Annotated in this window: 16 protein-coding genes, 1 tRNA gene and 2 pseudogenes; 9 read left to right on the top strand and 10 right to left on the bottom strand. The window is 69.7% G+C overall.

Annotation, left to right across the window (positions count from 1 at the left end; genetic code table 11):
* A pseudogene (locus GT042_RS26765) lies at positions 1-415 on the top strand (hypothetical protein); the annotation flags it as partial.
* A gap of 81 nt (positions 416-496) precedes the next feature.
* Positions 497-570, top strand: a tRNA-Ala gene (locus tag GT042_RS26760).
* 547 nt (positions 571-1,117) lie between these two features.
* Here GT042_RS26760 and GT042_RS26755 read toward each other — a convergent pair.
* Positions 1,118-1,606 carry a DUF4265 domain-containing protein gene (locus tag GT042_RS26755; RefSeq protein ID WP_345943928.1) on the bottom strand — a complete coding sequence of 163 codons (489 nt, stop codon included), beginning with the start codon at positions 1,604-1,606 and terminating at the stop codon, positions 1,118-1,120.
* 56 nt (positions 1,607-1,662) lie between these two features.
* Positions 1,663-2,274 carry a DUF6461 domain-containing protein gene (locus GT042_RS26750; RefSeq protein WP_161311285.1) on the bottom strand — a complete coding sequence of 204 codons (612 nt, stop codon included), beginning with the start codon at positions 2,272-2,274 and terminating at the stop codon, positions 1,663-1,665.
* Positions 2,275-2,442: 168 nt separating this feature from the next.
* Here GT042_RS26750 and GT042_RS26745 point away from each other — a divergent pair.
* Both GT042_RS26745 and GT042_RS26735 read left to right on the top strand, forming a co-directional pair.
* Positions 2,443-2,865, top strand: a pseudogene (locus tag GT042_RS26745) (DUF4259 domain-containing protein); the annotation flags it as partial.
* Between the two features lie 43 nt (positions 2,866-2,908).
* The gene (locus tag GT042_RS26735) at positions 2,909-4,156 is read left to right on the top strand and encodes a DUF4253 domain-containing protein (protein ID WP_237531214.1); all 1,248 of its coding nucleotides are present in this window, start codon (positions 2,909-2,911) and stop codon (positions 4,154-4,156) included.
* A gap of 142 nt (positions 4,157-4,298) precedes the next feature.
* Here GT042_RS26735 and GT042_RS38360 read toward each other — a convergent pair whose 3' ends face one another.
* Entirely contained in the window at positions 4,299-4,724 is a 426-nt protein-coding gene (locus GT042_RS38360; protein ID WP_202533917.1) for a hypothetical protein, read from the bottom strand.
* A 269-nt stretch (positions 4,725-4,993) separates the two neighbouring features.
* Between GT042_RS38360 and GT042_RS26730 the strand changes: the two genes are divergently transcribed.
* On the top strand, positions 4,994-5,233 hold the full coding sequence (locus GT042_RS26730; RefSeq protein WP_161311283.1) for a hypothetical protein: 240 nt from the start codon (positions 4,994-4,996) through the stop codon (positions 5,231-5,233).
* Positions 5,234-5,273: 40 nt separating this feature from the next.
* Here GT042_RS26730 and GT042_RS26725 read toward each other — a convergent pair whose 3' ends face one another.
* The gene (locus GT042_RS26725; protein WP_161311282.1) at positions 5,274-6,266 is read right to left on the bottom strand and encodes a LysR family transcriptional regulator; all 993 of its coding nucleotides are present in this window, start codon (positions 6,264-6,266) and stop codon (positions 5,274-5,276) included.
* A gap of 93 nt (positions 6,267-6,359) precedes the next feature.
* On the opposite strand from GT042_RS26725, the gene GT042_RS26720 reads away from it, so the two are divergent.
* Positions 6,360-7,517, top strand: a complete 1,158-nt coding sequence (locus GT042_RS26720; RefSeq protein WP_161311281.1) for a nuclear transport factor 2 family protein — start codon at positions 6,360-6,362, stop codon at positions 7,515-7,517.
* A 70-nt stretch (positions 7,518-7,587) separates the two neighbouring features.
* On the opposite strand, the gene GT042_RS26715 is transcribed toward GT042_RS26720, so the two are convergent.
* The 3 genes from GT042_RS26715 to GT042_RS26705 form a co-directional block, all read right to left on the bottom strand.
* Complete coding sequence (locus tag GT042_RS26715; protein WP_161311280.1) at positions 7,588-8,790, bottom strand: DUF3103 family protein; 1,203 nt, start codon at positions 8,788-8,790, stop codon at positions 7,588-7,590.
* A gap of 253 nt (positions 8,791-9,043) precedes the next feature.
* Positions 9,044-9,532, bottom strand: a complete 489-nt coding sequence (locus GT042_RS26710) for a GNAT family N-acetyltransferase (RefSeq protein WP_161311279.1) — start codon at positions 9,530-9,532, stop codon at positions 9,044-9,046.
* A 70-nt stretch (positions 9,533-9,602) separates the two neighbouring features.
* The gene (locus GT042_RS26705) at positions 9,603-10,916 is read right to left on the bottom strand and encodes a cytochrome P450 (protein ID WP_161311278.1); all 1,314 of its coding nucleotides are present in this window, start codon (positions 10,914-10,916) and stop codon (positions 9,603-9,605) included.
* A gap of 163 nt (positions 10,917-11,079) precedes the next feature.
* On the opposite strand from GT042_RS26705, the gene GT042_RS26700 reads away from it, so the two are divergent.
* Positions 11,080-11,586, top strand: coding sequence for a DUF5949 family protein (locus GT042_RS26700; RefSeq protein ID WP_202533915.1), 507 nt, complete (start codon positions 11,080-11,082; stop codon positions 11,584-11,586).
* Between the two features lie 93 nt (positions 11,587-11,679).
* Positions 11,680-12,348 (top strand): vitamin K epoxide reductase family protein, encoded by a 669-nt coding sequence (locus tag GT042_RS26695; protein ID WP_161311277.1) that lies wholly within the window; start codon positions 11,680-11,682, stop codon positions 12,346-12,348.
* A gap of 163 nt (positions 12,349-12,511) precedes the next feature.
* On the opposite strand, the gene GT042_RS26690 is transcribed toward GT042_RS26695, so the two are convergent.
* The 3 genes from GT042_RS26690 to GT042_RS26680 all read right to left on the bottom strand — a co-directional run bounded on the left by GT042_RS26690 (position 12,512) and on the right by GT042_RS26680 (position 14,243).
* A complete protein-coding gene (locus tag GT042_RS26690) occupies positions 12,512-12,802 on the bottom strand; it encodes a hypothetical protein (protein ID WP_161311276.1) in 291 nt (96 codons plus the stop codon).
* Positions 12,803-13,097: 295 nt separating this feature from the next.
* Positions 13,098-13,670 carry a hypothetical protein gene (locus tag GT042_RS26685; RefSeq protein WP_161311275.1) on the bottom strand — a complete coding sequence of 191 codons (573 nt, stop codon included), beginning with the start codon at positions 13,668-13,670 and terminating at the stop codon, positions 13,098-13,100.
* A 333-nt stretch (positions 13,671-14,003) separates the two neighbouring features.
* Positions 14,004-14,243 (bottom strand): chaplin, encoded by a 240-nt coding sequence (locus GT042_RS26680; protein WP_161311274.1) that lies wholly within the window; start codon positions 14,241-14,243, stop codon positions 14,004-14,006.
* 490 nt (positions 14,244-14,733) lie between these two features.
* Here GT042_RS26680 and GT042_RS26675 point away from each other — a divergent pair, with 490 nt between their 5' ends.
* Positions 14,734-15,915: a glycosyltransferase family 4 protein gene (locus GT042_RS26675; protein WP_345943927.1), complete on the top strand. Its 1,182-nt coding sequence runs from the start codon at positions 14,734-14,736 to the stop codon at positions 15,913-15,915.
* Positions 15,916-16,001 lie beyond the last annotated feature (86 nt).

The raw sequence follows: 16,001 nt of genomic DNA, 5'->3' as shown, positions 1-16,001 counted from the left end.
CGGTGAGCCGGACGAGGAGGAGTCCGCGTCCGCCCCGGACGCCGCTCCCCCCGCGACGGTCTCGCCGCAGGAGGCGGGCCGCCGCGCCCTGGTCGAGCAGACCGACCACGCGGAGTGGGTGGACCAGCAGCGCGAACGCGGCCCGGCCCGGGGCGACAGCTGGGAGCCGGTCCCGGTCCCGCTCCCGACGTACGTCACGGCCCCGGTCGCCCCCCGCGCGAGCGGCGGCGTCGAGGTCGGCGACCCGGAAACGTGGAGCGCGGCCCGCTCCTCCACGGCGGAACCCACCCCGGAGGCACCCCCGCAACCCCCGGCCCAGCGCACCCCACCACCCCGCCGCACCCGCGACCGGGGCAGGACCCCCCTCTTCGACCAGTACGACGAGGGCGACCGCCCCCGAGCGGCCAACGAGTGACAACCACCCCGTGACCAGCCGCCGAAGCCCAACGGATTTCCGGGCACGGCGACGGGGGTGCTAAGGTTTCACTCGTTGCAAGGGCCTGTAGCGCAGTCTGGTAGCGCACCTCGTTCGCATCGAGGGGGTCAGGGGTTCGAATCCCCTCAGGTCCACTGCACCGACAGTTCTTGAGTAGCTCTCAAGGATCGTCTCGAGATCCCGTTCAGCCGAAAGGCTGGGCGGGATCTCGGCGTTTGTGGGGTGTGTTCGAGTGGTGCCCGAACGTGGGTGGGGCCTCGGGCGGCTGTCTGGCGGAGGGGCGCCCTGGGTTTCGCGGTGGGTCGGGTGCGTGAGGGGGCGGTAGGCGTCCTGTCGGCGGGGGTGAAGGTAGTGCCGGTCCTGGCGGAACTTGTCGAGCTTGCCGAGGGCACCGGGGCGGACCGTGATCGTCGGGTTCCGGCAGATTCGCCGTAGTTCCTTCTCGGTTGGTGAGGTCCACGACGGCGGGCCGCGGTGCGGGGATCTGGTGGACCTGTTTGAAGCGGGGGCCGACCACGGCGGGCGACGGGCCGCCGACCGGGCACTGGAGCTGGCTCGCGCCGCGCTCGTCCGCGGACTTCCTTGAGGCGCAGGTAGTACGGCTCGCGGGCGGCGATCTGCTCACGGAGGGGGCGCGTAGTCAGCATCTGTGCACACGGCCACGAAGGTCCTACGGTCCGGTCATGTCGCGGCAATGTCTCTCCACGCAGCCGTGACGCACCCCTCCTCCCAACACCACCACTCCTTCGCCTCACCATGCTCCAACAGCTCGCGGATTCGAGGGAGATCCGCATCGGTCGGGACATCCAGAGCGACCATCTGGTACTGCTCGATCCCCTCCCCGGTCGTGCCGAGGCGGTGGAAGATCTTCAGTACGCTCTCACAAGCAGAGGCCGAGCCGCCGTCCTTCAGTACGATCAGCCGAATCGTGCAGTTTCCCGAGGCGCGGACCGTCTCCCCGGCCCAGCGGACGCCCTCGCCATCGAGCCCCACCTTGATGATGTCCCCGCTCGCGACTCCGCGTACGAACCAGGGCGTGTTGTCCAACCGCACCGTGCCGTCGCCAAGGTCCACAGCCCACAGGCTCTCGACACTCGCCGGCGGCCACCCGTCCTCGTCCATGTCCATCCGGAAGTGGACCTTCACGTGGTCGTCACTGATGTTCGTCACGCGTCATCACCCCGCCGCATCCATGGGCCCGGCCGCGGGTGTGCGGACGGAAGATGTCATCGGATCTGGACGGTGGCGCAGGTGAACGCCGTGTCCTGGAGCAGCTCGGGAGTGATGGCAATGCCGGTGAGATGCTCCGCCAGAGCGAAGGCGGCTGGTGAGGAAAGGTCCCTCTCGGTTTCCGGTGCGTCCTCGTCGACGTGGAAGCCGATGCGAGTCATGACGTCGAGGAATACGTCGGGTGTGGTGCCCCAGCGATCTTCGGGGAACATGGGGTCGAAGCAGAGCCGCAGGGCCTGGTCCTCGGCCCAGAGGAACGTACCGACGGCGTTGATGTTGACGAAATGCGAGATCCAGCTCGTGCCGGCGGAGGCCGGAAGCGCTCGCTCTTCGGTGACCCCGAGGTAGCCGTTGGGCTCGATCAGCAGCGTCCAGGCTCCGACAGTCGTCACGGCGATCAGCTGGCGGTCGCCATCCTCGAGCTCATACAGGGCGAAAGCGGCTTCGACGACTGCGGCTATGCCCTGCAAGGGTGTCTCTGATCGTCCTTCGAGCCGCGAAATCAGCTCAGAAGGCGACAGGCCCCGCACCAGAGTGAAGCAGTACGCCTCGGCGATGTCTGGAAAGTCGCTTTCGAACCACGCATAGTCCGCCCCGGTCTTCGTCATGCCGCCATCCTTGCCCCTGTCACTGCCAGTGGAAAGACGCCGTGGCCGTCAGCGGAAATCGGCCGTCACATCCACCAGTTCGGGAATCGATCTCGACCTGGGACGCCGCGGCTGCTGTCAGTGCCCTCTGTCACGATGCCCCGGTCAACATCACGATCAGGAGAGACCATGGGTACCTGGGACATCGGCCCCTTCGACAACGACACCGCGGCGGACTTCGGCGACGCCCTTGACGAGGCAGCCGCAGGCGAACGTGAGGGTGTCGTCCGCAGCACTCTCACACATGTCATCGACACCGTGGGCTACCTCGAAGCACCCGAATCCGAGAGGGCCGTAGCCGCGGCCGCCCTTGTCGCCGCCCAGTGTCATGGCGGTGAACCTTCCGATCCGATTTATGGACCGGAGGAGCCCCTTCCCGACGTCACTGGCCTGCGCGACCTCGCCCTTCAGGCCCTCGAACGCATCATGACCGGGCCGTCAGAGTTGATGGATCTCTGGGCCGAGTCCGATGGCGGACCCTGGCGCGTCGACATCCGCCGCCTGCAGAACGTACTGACGCCGCCGCCTCCAGGTGAACAGCTCGACCTGATCCGACCCACCGCAGCCGTTTCTCGAGTCCTACCGGAGGGCCACCATGAGCTGGGACCTGCTTCTGCTCCGCCTGACTGACGACATCACCTCGGTGCGGGAGATCCCCGCAGACTGCAGCCCGGACCCGCTCGGCCGGCGGCACGACGTCCTCGCGGCTGTCGCCCAGGCATGTCCCGAAGTCGATCTCTCGGACCCCACCTGGGGCGAATTCTCCGGCGCTGGCTGGTCCGTCGAATTCAACATCGGCTCGGAAGACCCCGTGGACTCGGTCATGCTCCACATCCGGGGCTCCGGCGACGATGTCCTGATCCACGTCTTCCGCCTTGCCGAGGCTCCGCGATGCAGAGTGTTCGACTGCGCGGGAGGGGACCTCATATTCCTGGGGCCAACATCGGGCCGGCACGCTTTTCAGCAGTTCCGCGATCGAGGAGTCGGAACCTCAGTGATGGCCCCGGGCCGCAGCACCAGCATCCGCCCCATGCACCCTGAAGCCCGATCGAGTCTTGAGGACCCGCTCCCGCCAGGCCGGATGGTGACATCCGATGAAGGTGACGGAGACGCACAGCCCTTGTGGCTCAGCGACGGGCCGGCCACGGTCGAACTGTGGGCACGGACGCACGCCGCACACGCACGTTCCGGCTTGTGGCCGCTGCTGCTCGACGCGCTGGATCCGAACGACGGTGAGTTCCGCCCATGGGGATCCGGGGAGGTCTTCCCCGAGCAGATGACCTCCCCGGGGGACCATGAACCTGCCGACCTTCTCGCGCAGTGGTGGGCGACCTACACGGCCGACGATGAAGACGACGACATGCTCGACGTCAAAAGGCGTCTCGCCGTCACCGCCCCCTTCGGACAGGCATGGCCCGGCCTCGCACCCAGCTGGGGAGGGGCAGTCGACCCGGATGAACTGGCCTCCGAGTTCGTCCAGGCTTTCCTCGCCGACCGCCCACGGACACGGCTGGGTCTGGTCGCGGCAGGGTCGGGTGCCGAAGCGTTGACCGTCGCGGGCTGGTTCGGACCCTGCAACTACGACACCGACACTGCGAAGATCTCCGCGGTCCTGCGAGATTGGGAGCATCGGTACGGTGCCCGTGTCGTCGCAGTGGGGTTCGACACGCTGCACCTCAGCGTCGCCGCACCGCCGGTGAGCGAGAGGGATGCTCTCCTGGTCGCAGCTGAGCACTTCGCCCTTTGCCCGGACAACATCTGGCAGGGCAGCAGACCGTACACACTGGCCGCGTACGCCGAGCAGATCACCGGCGCCCACCGCTGGGACTTCTGGTGGGACTGACCCGCCAAACCTGGGAAACGATCACTCAGCTGGCGGGAAGCGATCTTCGAGGGCTTCACGCATGCCTGATCAGAGGCACTCGTGAACAGCCCACTGCAAGGCCGTTCATGGGTTCGTCCCGGAAGGGTTCACGGGACCCCGGTCAGACGGTCGTCGTCTGACCGGGATCTGGTCGTTTGAGCTCCTGTTTGTGTGAAAGCCAGCCTGCCGGGCCGCCGGGAAGCGTGGCGGTCCGCGTTGGAACGAGCCGGGGGTGCCAGTACGGCGCTGACGTAATGGGCGTGCCGACCCATGCTTTCCCGGGCGTGTGCAGCACCATGCCGAGGATGAGCTGCGGATACCGGCCGGCTCGGTCGGGGTCGGCGTGCGCCGCGATGGCGAGCGTGGCGCTGTAGCCGAACTCTCGGTCAGGCACCCTCAAGAAGGGCATTTCCAAGGGGATACGGCACGGACTGGGCAGCACACGGGTCAGGGCGGCGGTCGGCAGGTCTCTGGCACTGGCGAGGGCAGGCGCGTCGTTAAGCGCCTGCCGTACCGGGTCGCTCACCGGCTTGAGGGGGTCGGTCATCGGAACGTGCCCTCTTGTCCGCAGCTCCCGAAGTACTCTGCACAACGAGGGCAACAGGGAAGCGGTCGGAGGCTGACGGAGTGTCCGCACCGTGCACTGGATGGATACGCGAACTCCGAGGTAACACGCTCATGTTCACCGGCAAGACCCTGGTGGACGGCGCATGGGTCATCCGTAAGGAGTGCTTCTCTCGGTCGCGGACCTTAGGAGCTATCTGCCAGAACAGTTTCTCCAGGAACGTAACCCTCGTTGTCCCTCGGAAGGGAGGCATGGGCCGCGCGTATCTGGCCCGGAAGCTGCCTCTCGACGGACTCGCGCCGGAGTGGGAGGCCGCCTACCGGCTCGCCGAACCGGACAGCGACGCGACGGAGAGCCCTGGGCTCGTGGCGGTCAGGGTGATCCGGCCACGTTGGTCCGAGCTGTTAGGGGACCTGCCCGAGGCCACTCGGCGAGTCGCCAAGGAGATCGTCGCGCTCTACGGTCGCCTGCGCCTCACGAAGGGTGCGTGACTTCAAGGGCGACGTCGCGCGCATCGAAATTGGTTCCGACTCACTTCACCTGCGCGTCGCCGCATCCACGACGAGCGGGGAAGACGCTCTGCTCGTCCCTGCCGGACACTTCGCCTTCTGCCTCCCGGTGGGCAGTTGGGGTCGTACGGACCGTGGTGAAGGTCGTGGCGAGCAGTTCGAGCAGGGCGAGTGCGCGGGGGTGGGGGTCGCGGCGTGGGGTGGTCGCGTAGATGCCGCGGGTCGGGGGGTCCGTCAGGGCGACCGTCGTGACATCGGCCCGCAGGGCGGGTGTCAGCACGCCGGGGATCAGCGCGATCGCGTGGCCGGTGGCGACCAGAGCGAGCTTGCCGGGCAGGTCGGCCGCGGTGAGACCGATGCGGGGGCTGACCCCGGCGCGAGCTGCGTACTGGTGCAGGAGTGCCGCGGAGCCGTCGTTGTCCTCGGCCCAGGTCTCGTCGGCCAGCTCTCGGATGCGCACCGGCCCGCGTCCGGCCCGCGGATGGCCGGCGGGCACGACGACGACCATCTCGTCCAACCCGAGGAACCGGCGCTCGACCCGCGCGTCGACGGGCAGTCCGGGTGGGGCATCGGTGACAAAGGCGATGTCGAGATCGCCTGCGATCACACGGTTGTGCAGGGGGCCGCTGAGACCGGGACGCAGGCTCCACCGGATGGATCCGTCCCGTTTCAACAGGCGCTGGACGGCCTCGGGGACGATTCCCCCGGCGAGAGACGGCGTCGCCCCGATGGCCAGGGGCCGATCACGCATCCCGCAGCGGAGGTCTCTCATCGCGTGAACGGCGCGATCGGCCTCGTCGAGCGTGGCCAGGGCATGCCGCCGGAACACCTCACCGGCCGGCGTCGCGCGCACACCACGGGCATGGCGCTCCACCAGAGAGACGCCGAGTTGCCGCTCCAGCCCGGCGACCTGCCGGGAAACGGCCGACTGCGTGTGATTCAACTCGGCTGCGGCCGCCGACAGCGAGCCGACCCGGCACACGGTCACGAAGGCCCGCCACACCGTCAGATCCATGGCGACAGTATGCGGGTGGTATGCGAATGCCGCATGCCCGGACTGCGAGATCTGCGCTTGTCGCAGACATCGCGCCGCACCAGCATGGCGTGCATGACCACATCGCACACGATTGCCGTCCTCGGTCTGGGGCGCATGGGCGGCGCCATCGCGGCGCGGCTGACCGCCCAGGGCCGGGACGTCGTCGGCTGGACCCGGTCGGGGCGCGCGTCAGGCACCGTCAGGACGACCGGCGACCCGAACGAGGCCGTGACGCGGGCCGACGTCGTACTCCTGGCACTGTTCGACGGTCCGGCCTGTCGGCAGGTCGTCGACGACATCCGTGACTCACTGCGAACGGACACGGTGGTGCTCAACACGAGCACCGTCGCTCCCGCCGAAGCGTCCCGTCTGGCCCGGGAACTCGGCCCGTCCTATGTCCACGCGCCCGTGCTCGGCTCGGTGTCCGCTGCCGCCACCGGTGCGCTGCGGATCCTGGCCGCCGGCGGCCAGGACGCGCTTGACCGCGCTCTGCCGGTGCTGGAAACGCTGGGCACCGTACGGCAGATGGACGACGCCTCCACCGCCGCCGCGCTGAAGCTGATCGCCAACAACAGCCTCGCCGGTGCCGTCCTCGCGCTGCGGGACGCACTGCGGCAGGCCCACGCCCTCGGCCTGCCCCGTAGCCAGACGCTGGACATCCTTGAACTCGGTCAGCTCGGCGGGCTCGTGGCCCGCAAGCGACCCTTCCTCCTCGGTGAGCCGACCGCCGCCACGGCCGAATTCACGATCGGTGCGCTGGACAAGGACATGGCTCTGCTGGCCGCCGCGTCGAACACGCCTTTGCGCAGCGCAACGGGCCTGACCGGCACTTCTGCCGGCCTGGACGCCGACATCGCCGTCGCCGCCACCGTCCCCGCTGTGGAGGACGCCGTGCTCGAACCGCTACGCGCCTACATCCGCGGACACGCCACCGGCGACCCCGCTCACTTCCGGGACGCGTTCCTTTCCACCGCCCGTATCGAGGGGATCCGGGACGGCGCGTTCGTCTCCTGGCGGCTGGACGAGTACGGCGCGCTCTTCGAGGGGCGGCCGGCACCGGACGAAGCGGGCCGCGCCCGGCGTATCGACTCCGTCGAGGTCCACGGCACCGTCGCGACCGCCGGTATGACGCTCTCGCATGGTGCCGACACGTTCACCGACGTCTTCTTGCTGGTCCGCACCGACGACGGCTGGCGCATCGCCAACAAGGCATATCACCGGCACTCCTGAGAGCGCGGGAGGGGGCCGTACCCCGAGGGGTACGGCCCCATTCGCGGATCCTCTTGCCGTGCCGTGGGGGCTAGGACTGGGTGACGAAGTACGGGGTCACCGTCAGCCAGCCGTTGGCGCGGGCGCCGTTGAGGCGGCCCGTGGAGGTGTTGGCCAGGGTGTACCAGGAGTCCACGTAGTCGGGGTCGTTGGTCCACCAGGAAGCGGGGATCGCGTCGAGGATCGCGTTCACCAGGGGGATGTAGGTGCCCAGGTCGGTGATGGTGAGGAGGGCGTCCGCCAGGGCCTTGGCCAGGGCCTGGTAGTTGGTGTCGCCGTCGTCCTCCATCATCACCACGTCGGCGAGGTTGTACTTGTACGACGACCAGTTGACGAGGATCTGGTTCGGGTAGTACGTCGTGCCGTCGTTGTCCAGGTACGGCATGTCGACCGTGTCCACGCGCACCTTGCCGTCGAAACCGAAGCCGCTGACGATCGAGAAGACCTCGGCGTCGCCCGAGACCCAGGGCTCCTCGTCGCTCGACAGCTGGACCGAGTCGATCTTGGTCGTCCAGAAGCCCGCCGCCGCCGACCGGGTGGGGGAGGTGGAGGAGGGGGAGGAGGGGGAGGCCGGAGCAGTGGGAGCTGTGGAGGGCCTGGGGGTTGTCAGGCCTTGTGCTGCCAGTTCCTTGTTGAGCGTTTTCAGGCCCGCTGTCATGGCCCGCGACACGTCTATGTCCACCACGTACACCGGGCGGTCCGGAGTCCGGCGGGCGTCCAGGGTGTGGGCGCGGCCCCGGCTGTCGTACGCCGTGATCGTCTCCGCGCTGTCGTCCGTGGTGGCCGCCGCGACCAACGGGGCCGTACCCGAGGCCAGTTCGTCGCGCATGGACGGGGCGGCCAGGCGGAGGCGCAGCAGGGAGCCGGTGTCGGCGGCCAGGCCCTTGGCCTCGGCGATGCGGCGGTCGGCGGTCGCGATCGCCGGTTCTAGGGCACTGCCGGCCCGGGTGGCGGTCCGGCCGGTCAGCGCGCGCAGGTCGATCTGGTCCGAGGCGAGTGCGGCGGTACGTACCTGGGTCCGCCAACTCCCCTCGCCGAGCGACTCGGCGAACGCGCGGGCCGTGCTGTCCTCGATCCGGCCGACCGTGGACGTGGACGTGGACGTGGAGGCGGAGGTGGAGGCGGACGGCGCGGCGCCCGCCATCGGCGACGCCACCCCTTGCAGGGTGGCGACAGCGGCGGCGCAGAGTGCGAGAGCGAGGGCACTGCGGCGCGTGCGGGACGTGCGCGACATGCGGGACGGGCTCAAGCGATCCTCCTGGAGGCGGGCCGCGTGCGCCTCTCGACGCGGCGGCGTTACGGGGGGCGTTGCGTTCAGGACTGCGCCGGATCTGTGGATCTGCGGATCTGGGGGAGCTCGTGAGGCCGTGAGGCCGTCAGCTTTGAGCCGTGAGAGCCGTGGGGCGTGGGTCTATGCGGGTAGACCCACGCCCTGAAAAGCATGTCCGTAGCATGTCAAATCTGCAAGGGCGCCTCGGTGAACAACGTCAGAGCGCCAGGTGCATGACGTGCAGCCCCACATACCCCTCGACCGGGTGCCGGAACGCCCCCGGCACCGTCCCGACCACCTCGAAGCCGAGCGAGCGGTACAGCTTCACCGCGTACTCGTTCGTCTCCACCACCGCGTTGAACTGGATCCCCCGGAACCCCGCCGCCCGCGCCCACTCCACCGTGTACGCGCACAGCGCCCGGCCCACGCCCCGCCCCGAGCGCGCCGGATCGACCATGTAGCTCGCGCTCGCGATGTGCGAACCGTTGCCCATCTGGTTGGTGTTCATCTTCGCCGTGCCCAGGACGGCCCCGGCCTCGTCGAGAGCGACGACCGTACGGTTCGGGGCCGGCAGGAGCCACATGTCCCGCCCGGTCCCCTCCGTCAGGTCGGTCGGGTACGTGAAGGTCTCGCCCGCGGCGACGATCTCCCGGAAGAAGGGCCATATGGCGGGCCAGTCCGCCGCGGTGGCTTCTCGGATCAACATCCGCACACCATGGCACGCACGGTGCGCGGACGCCGAGCGGTTTTCGGTACGGAGAGGACGGGGGCGCCCCTCACCCCGTCCCGACCGCGTACGGCATCGACCGCACCCGGTTGTCGAAGTTCGACGGGACCAGGACCGGCGCCGCCGTCGCGCGCAGGCCGGGCGCCCGTGTCAGCAGTTCGCGGAACAGCGCCTTCATCTCCTGCTTGGCGAGGTACGTGCCCAGGCAGTAGTGCGGCCCCCCGCCCCCGTACCCGACATGGGGGTTCGGGCTCCGGGTGATGTCGAAGGCGTCCGGGTCGGTGAAGACGGTCTCGTCGCGGTTGGCCGACGCGTAGAAGAGGACGACCTTGTCGCCCTTGCGGAAGGTGTGGCCGTTCATCCGGTGGTCCCGGGTGAGCGTCCGCCGGAACTGGATGATCGGCGTCGAGTGCCGCACGATCTCCTCCGTCGCGCCGTCCGCGTACCGGTCGAAGTCCCCCATCAGCAGCGCCCGTTGCTCCGGATGGCGGGTGAGCAGGTCCAGACCGTGGGCGATGGCGTTCCTGGTCGTCTCGACCCCCGCGACCATCAGGAGGGAGAAGAAGGCGCCCAGTTGACGGCCCGTCAGTGCCTGTCCGTCGACATCGGCGCTGACCAGCATCGAGATCAGATCGTCCGTGGGGTTCCTGCGGCGCTCCCGGCCCAGGTCCGCCACCATGCCCTGCATCGAGGCGAGCGCCCGCAGGCCCTTGCCCGGCATCCGGAACCGGTCGCGGGCCGCCCGCGCCACCCCCGTGTCGCCCGACGCGCGGTTCACCTGGCCCAGGATCGCCGGCCGTTCCTTCTCCGGGATGCCCATCAGGTTGCAGATGACCTCGAACGGCATCCGCGACGCGACCGCCGTGACGAAGTCCCCCGGCCGGTCCGAAAGAGCCGCGCCGCCCCCGTCCGCCAGCACGTCGTCCACGATCCGCGCCGCCACCGCCCGGATGTCCTCCTCCGTCCGCCCGAGGATGCGCGGCGTGAACGACCGGGAGACGATACGGCGCAGCTGCGCGTGGCTCGGGCCGTCCAGGTTGACCAGGGAGTCGCCGAACAGCGCGCGCACCCAGCGGGCCGGCTCCGGGGTCGTGGCGCCCGGCGCGCTGGCGAACACCTCGGGGTTACGGCTGGCCTCGACCACGTCCGCGTGGGTGACCAGCGCGTGGAATCCCCGCTCCCGCCGCCCCCGTCCCTTTTCCCGCTCCACGAAGTACTGAGGCGCCTCCCATTGGCGCAGAAGGGCGAACGCGTGCAGCCGTTCGGCGTGCGGACGTTGCCAGAACGACGGATCCCCGAGATCCGGTCTCGGTCCCTCCGGCTTTTCTCCCCCTACCGCGGCCTGTTCCGCCAGCGTGGTCATGGGAATTCCTCTCGGGTCAGGGTGTGGTCAAGGAGCTTGCCACGAAGAGGAGGCTCCGGCGCGGGACCAACTCTCGTACAGGAGAACGAAATAGGAGTGCGCTCGCCCACTCGGGTGACGCGGACTCACGGACATTCCCCGCGGGCCGCTACTGTGCGGAAGCATGACCACTCCCCACACCGCCGCGAACAGTCTTCGCCACACCCCTCTCCTGGGTACCCTTTCGGTGATTCCCTGGACCAGCGATCCCGCCGACGAAGAACGCAACGCGCCTTATCTGCTCGCCTATTCACTGGGTGACGGCCGCGAGGGCCCGGAGGTCGGCGAGGAGACCATGCGGACCGTCCTCGGCGAGATCGGGCTGAAGCCCGGCGGTGATCTGATGGACCTCTCCCGCAACCCCGGCCTCGGGATCAAGCTGCTGGTGGAGGCGGGCCGGGCCGTCCTGACCATGCCGTACCTCAACGCGCAGTGCGCCGTCCCGCCGGAGTGGGAGGAGGACGCCCGCGAAATCGGGCACGTCTACTTCATGGTCGCCACCCGGCCGTGGACCTCGGGGACGCCGGGAAAGCCCGTCACCGAGGAGCTTCTGCGCGCCTTCATCGGGGACGACGAGGTGCTTTCCAGCGCCGCGCACTGCCTGCTGCCCGTACGGAGCCTGCGCGGCTGAGACGGCGCCGGGTGGCGGGAGTGGAAAGCGCCGCCTCATTCACGGAGCGCGGAAAGCATCGCCTCACGCAGTCACGCAGGGAGCCTGAGAAGCATGGCATCAGCACTGGTCGGCAAGGCGACAGCCGGCGAAGGAAACAGGAAACACGCGAAGGACGAGACGGCCGCGGCGGACGGAAGCGGCCTTTCCCCGGGCGGCGTTCGGGCTTTCGCCGTCATGCTGGTGATCACCGGTGCGATGGGGTCGCTGGCGGCGTGGGTGATCACGCTGGACAAGTTCAAGCTGCTGGAGAACCCGAATTTCACCCCCGGGTGCAGTCTGAATCCCGTGGTGTCGTGCGGGAACATCATGAAGAGTGAGCAAGCCTCGGTCTTCGGATTCCCGAATCCGATGCTGGGGCTGGCGACCTATCCCGTGGTGATGGGGATCGGGATCGCGCTGCTCGCCGGGGCGCGCTACCGCGGCTGGTTCTGGCTGGGCCTCAACGCGGGCACGCTCTTCGGTGTCGCGTTCTGCACCTGGCTCCAGTTCGAGTCGCTCTACCGGATCAACTCGCTGTGCCTGTGGTGCTGTCTGGCGTGGGTCGGCACGATCGTCATGTTCTGGTACGTGACCTCCCACAACCTCCGCCACGGGATCATCCCCGCCCCCGCCGGGCTGCGCGGAGTGCTGGGTGAGTTCACCTGGGTGCTGCCCGTGCTGCACATCGGGATCATCGGGATGCTGATCCTCACCCGTTGGTGGGACTTCTGGATCAGCTGACCGACTGCTGATCGGGTCGGCGGGGCAGGATCCGTACGGGCGGGCCGATCAGGCTGGTACGAGCAGGCCGGTACGAGCAGTTCGGCCCCCGGCCCCGGCGAACGGGGCGGGGGCCGGCACGGCGAACTTCGCGGCGGCGGACCGCGTTCGGGACGGCCCGGTCCTACTTGCCCAGCGCCTTGCCCAGCGGGATTCCGCCGAGCAGCTTGTTGCCCTTCGACTTGCTCAGGCTCGCCGCGGTGTCCTTCACCGCGTTGACGAGCGAGCCCTTGTTCTTGGAGTCGAGCACGTTGGTGTTCAGCGGCGAACCGCTGCGCAGCCCCTCACTCGCCAGGGTGTCGACCGCGCCGTTCAGGCTCATCGAGGAGGAGCCTTCCGCGGCGAAGGCGGGGCTGGCGGCACCCAGCGCCATCATGGAACCGGCGACGACCGCGGCGACCTTCATGGGCTTCATTCTTGAATCCTTCTTTCAGCGATGTCAGTTGTGAGGCGGCGGAACAAGCGGCAGGACAGGCGGCGAGACAACTCGCCTTTCGCGCGGGCCTCTTGGAGGTTTCCCTCGCGCGGCCTCGTCATGGGTAACGATTCCTGGGCGCCCCGGAAACTCCGTGCGGAAGGAATTCTGGGCAGGCCACCCGAATGAAGCGGACTCGGCCTATTCTCGTATCAAATCCCCGCGCCCGGATCCCTCGACGAGGGACCCGGGCGCGGGGGCGTGCGGCGGCCCGTTCCCACGGGCGGAAATACGGTCAGGAGGACTGCCCCGGGGTCGCCGGGAGCTGCGGCGTCGTGGGGACGCCGGGGGTGGTGGGCAGCGTCGGCAGGTCGGGCAGCTTGGGCAGGTCCGGCAGTTTGGGGAGGTCGGGCAGCTTGGCCAGGTCACCGCTCAGCAGGTTCGAGAGCAGGGTGATGATCGACGCGAGCAGGGCCTGGATCTGGGCGAGCACATCGGTCGGAGCCGCGGCGGCGGTCGCCTTGACCAGGCCGTCCGTCGACTTCCGTACCGCCGCGAGCGCCTCGCTCTTCGCGTCGGCCGGGAGCGTGTGGACGGTGTCGTCCGCCTGCTCGGGACCGGGAACGGCCGGGACGGCCTTGCTCACGCCGGCGAGCGCGTCCTTGATCGCCGCCGTGAGCAGGGCCGCGTCGGCGGCGGGGAGCGGCGCACGAAGGGCGTCGGCGTCGTGGCGGGGGGAGAGGGCCGCGCGGAGCGAGGCCGCTTCGCCGGCGGCGTGGGAGGCGGCGACGGCCGGGCCCGCGGTACCGAGGATCAGCGCGGCGCAGACGGTGGCGGTGGCGGCGCGACGTGACAGCAGGGGACGCATGCAGGTGTCCTTTCGGGGCGGAGCGTCGGGAACGTTGGTCTCACCGTGGGTTCCACGACCGCGGCCCGCAACCGATCGGGCATCTGACGCACTGTCGGCCAACTGGTGGTCGTACCTCCCCTGACCTGGTACGACCTGTCACCGCCCGGCGCCACGGCACTCGGCGCCCGGCCGCCGAAAGGGTGGCGGCGCCGTACCCGTACAGCGGAAGGACGGAACGGCCACCCCGTAACGGCGGAAGGACGGGGACAGCCGCTCGTACAGCGGAAGAGCCGCCCTGCCCCCGAAGGGTGGGCGGCTCTTCCTGGCGTCGGCGACGACGCTGACCAGGGGTCAGGCGTTGACGCAGGTGTTGCCGAAGGTCGGGTTGAGCAGGCCGACGACGTTGACCGTGTTGCCGCAGAGGTTCACGGGGATGTGGACCGGGACCTGGAGCACGTTGCCGGAGAGCACGCCGGGGGAACCGACAGCCGCGCCCTTCGCGCCGGCGTCGGCAAAGGCAACGCCGGACGCACCGGCGACGGCGGCGGCAGCCGCGGTGGACAGAACAACAGCCTTGGCGATACGCGACATGGGAGAGAGCTCCTCGGAGATAAAGGGAACGGCACGGCGGGCGCAGTTGCCCGACTCATCCATCAACGCGGCAGAAGGCCATCGGTTGCGCGCCCGAATGAGTGAAGCGCGCCCGCCGGCCGGGCACGCGCGGACACAGAACGGGCCTCTTCCCGATAGCGGAGGTTGTCGCCGGGTCACGTGATCGGCGGCCATTGGCGGCCGTCGGCGGTGACCGGCTCCGTTCGAAACGAAGCGTTTTCCATAAACGCGAGTCCGGTTGTACGTTCAGCATTTTTCAGGGAGTTCCAGCGCGTCTGGCGTGATTTTCAGCCCGGTCTCTGTAAAGGTTCCTGGGTGTTTGTGTATGGAATTCAGCGACACGCCCGGGCCGTATCGGCATTGCGTTCGATTCGCTGTCGGGCGTGACTCCGCCCCTCCCGGTGCGTTTCTCGTAGAGGCAGCAGCACGGGGCTCGGCTCCGTGGGTCCACGAGTGGAAAGAGTTGCGCGTGCAGCCACAGCGGCACCGGCCGGGGACCGGCTTCACGGCGCTCCATCTCGTCCAGCCGGTCGACGGCGGGGTCGCCACGGTGGTCCTGGACCTGGTCCGGGCCCAGGTCGCCGCCGGGACACGGGTGGTGGTCGCCTGCCCCGCCGGGGGACCGCTCGCCGCCGAGGCCGCCCGCAGGGGCGCGGAGGTACGGGAGTGGCGGGCCACCCGCGACCCCGGGCCCGGTCTGTACGAGGAGACACGGCAGGTGGCCCGGCTCGTCGAGGACGTACGTCCCGATCTGGTCCACACCCACAGCGCGAAGGCCGGCCTCGCCGGTCGCCTCGCCGTCCGGGGCCGTGTCCCCACCGTCTTCCAGCCGCACGCCTGGTCGTTCGAGGCGGTCGGCGGGGTGACGGGCCACCTGGCCCGGCGCTGGGAACGGTGGGCGGCCCGCTGGACCGACCGGGTCGTCTGCGTCAGCGAGGCGGAACGGCGTACGGGGGAGCGCGCCGGTGTACGGGCCTCCTGGGCCGTCGTCCACAACGGCGTCGACCTCGACCGCTTCCGGCCTCCCCGCGAACCGGACCCCGCCTCCCTCCGCGCCGCGCTCCCGCTCCTCGCCGGGCTGCCCGCCACCGCCCCGCTCGTCGTGTGCGTCGGCCGGCTGTGCCGCCAGAAGGGGCAGGACATCCTGCTGCGCGCCTGGCCGCTGATCACCCGCCAGGTCCCGGGGGCGCGGCTGGTGCTCGTCGGGGACGGGCCCGAGTCCTCGGCGCTGCGGGACGCGGCCCCGCCCTCCGTCCTGTTCGCCGGAGCCGTACCGGACACCACGCCCTGGTACCGGGCGGCCGATCTGGTCGTCCTTCCCTCCCGTTGGGAAGGCATGGCGGTCGCCCCGCTGGAGGCGATGGCGTGCGGGCGCCCCGTCGTCCTCAGTGACGTCGACGGCGCGCGCGAGAGCCTGCCGCCGGGGCGGGAGGCCCTCTGCCTCGCTCCACCCGAGGACCCGCCCGCGCTGGCGGAGGCCGTGAGCGCCCTGCTCCGCGACGGGCCGCTGCGCGAAGCCGTCGGCGGTCAGGGCCGCAGGCACGTACTCAGCAGTTACGACGTGCGGCAGACCGCGCGGGCCATCGCGGACGTGTACCGCGACGTGGCCGCCGTGCCGCGCCCCGAACGCAGGGAGCCGATCCCCCAGTGACCACGGAAAGCACCAGCGTGCCCCCGCCGTCGGGGCGCGCGCGCCCGGCCGGCCCGTCCACAGGGCGCCCGTCCACGGTGCGCCAG

Source organism: Streptomyces sp. SID3212, from assembly GCF_009865405.1.
Classification (GTDB): domain Bacteria; phylum Actinomycetota; class Actinomycetes; order Streptomycetales; family Streptomycetaceae; genus Streptomyces.
Note: the sequence above shows the minus strand (reverse complement) of the source record. Positions and strands in the feature narration are given on the sequence as shown.